Raw genomic sequence first — 765 nt, forward strand, 5'->3', positions numbered from 1 at the left:
CGAATCCATTCCCGTTTTTCCGGGTCCGCCAAGTTTCCATATAGGATTGCCCACCGCTCCAGTCCGCTGAGTTTCTGAATCGCTTTCTCCCTCAGATATTCTGTTCTTCCTGTCTCCATAATACTCAAATGAGTCATTTGTGTCAAGGGCATCTGCATCGTTTTTAAGCTCATTTCCGTTTCATCCGCAATGAGCCCTGGCCGGGGAAAAAACGGATAATCCGCGATCAAGATCAGCCACGCCGCTTTCATCTGCCCATATTCCTTTCCCCGCAGCTTCTGTCCCGCTAAAAGCCGGGCCAAGTAATACTGCATCCGCTTCATGATCGTTTTAAAATCACCATGCCGCTGTGATTCGATCACAAAGAAGATTTCATTATTAATCGTGCCGTGGATATCGAAGCGAATCGCTTTTTGATCCGCGTGATCCACCCGGGCTTCCTGCGCTTCAACGGTGATTGAGCGAATGGGACAATATTTCCATTCTGTCAAAAAACCGGCCAGCGCTTCGGTATCCTCTGGATTACCCAAGATCGCCTTGATGATCCAATCGGTGAGGATGGACGATTTCGAAATGGCCGGCTGAAGTCTAACAATTTGATTGCCTTCCTCCCTCCCGGCTTTCTCCGTATATCCGAGTAAGGGGCTGTACCGCGCTTGATCTTCATGAACCTGACAGGCTTCCTTTATCATCTCTTCATCTCCTTTCACTTCTAATATTGCGGTTTTTTTGAAAAAGCCTTGTTTATTTTGATGAAATTTGACA

General features: G+C 47.2%; 1 protein-coding gene. It reads right to left on the bottom strand.

Annotation, left to right across the window (positions count from 1 at the left end; all coding sequences use genetic code 11):
- A partial coding sequence (locus DWY25_RS17560) for a PD-(D/E)XK nuclease family transposase (protein ID WP_147336723.1) occupies positions 1–692 on the bottom strand: 692 nt, incomplete at its 3' end.
- Positions 693–765 lie beyond the last annotated feature (73 nt).

Origin of the sequence: Holdemania filiformis, assembly GCF_003459085.1 — a bacterium.
In the GTDB taxonomy this organism is placed as follows: domain Bacteria; phylum Bacillota_I; class Bacilli_A; order Erysipelotrichales; family Erysipelotrichaceae; genus Holdemania; species Holdemania filiformis.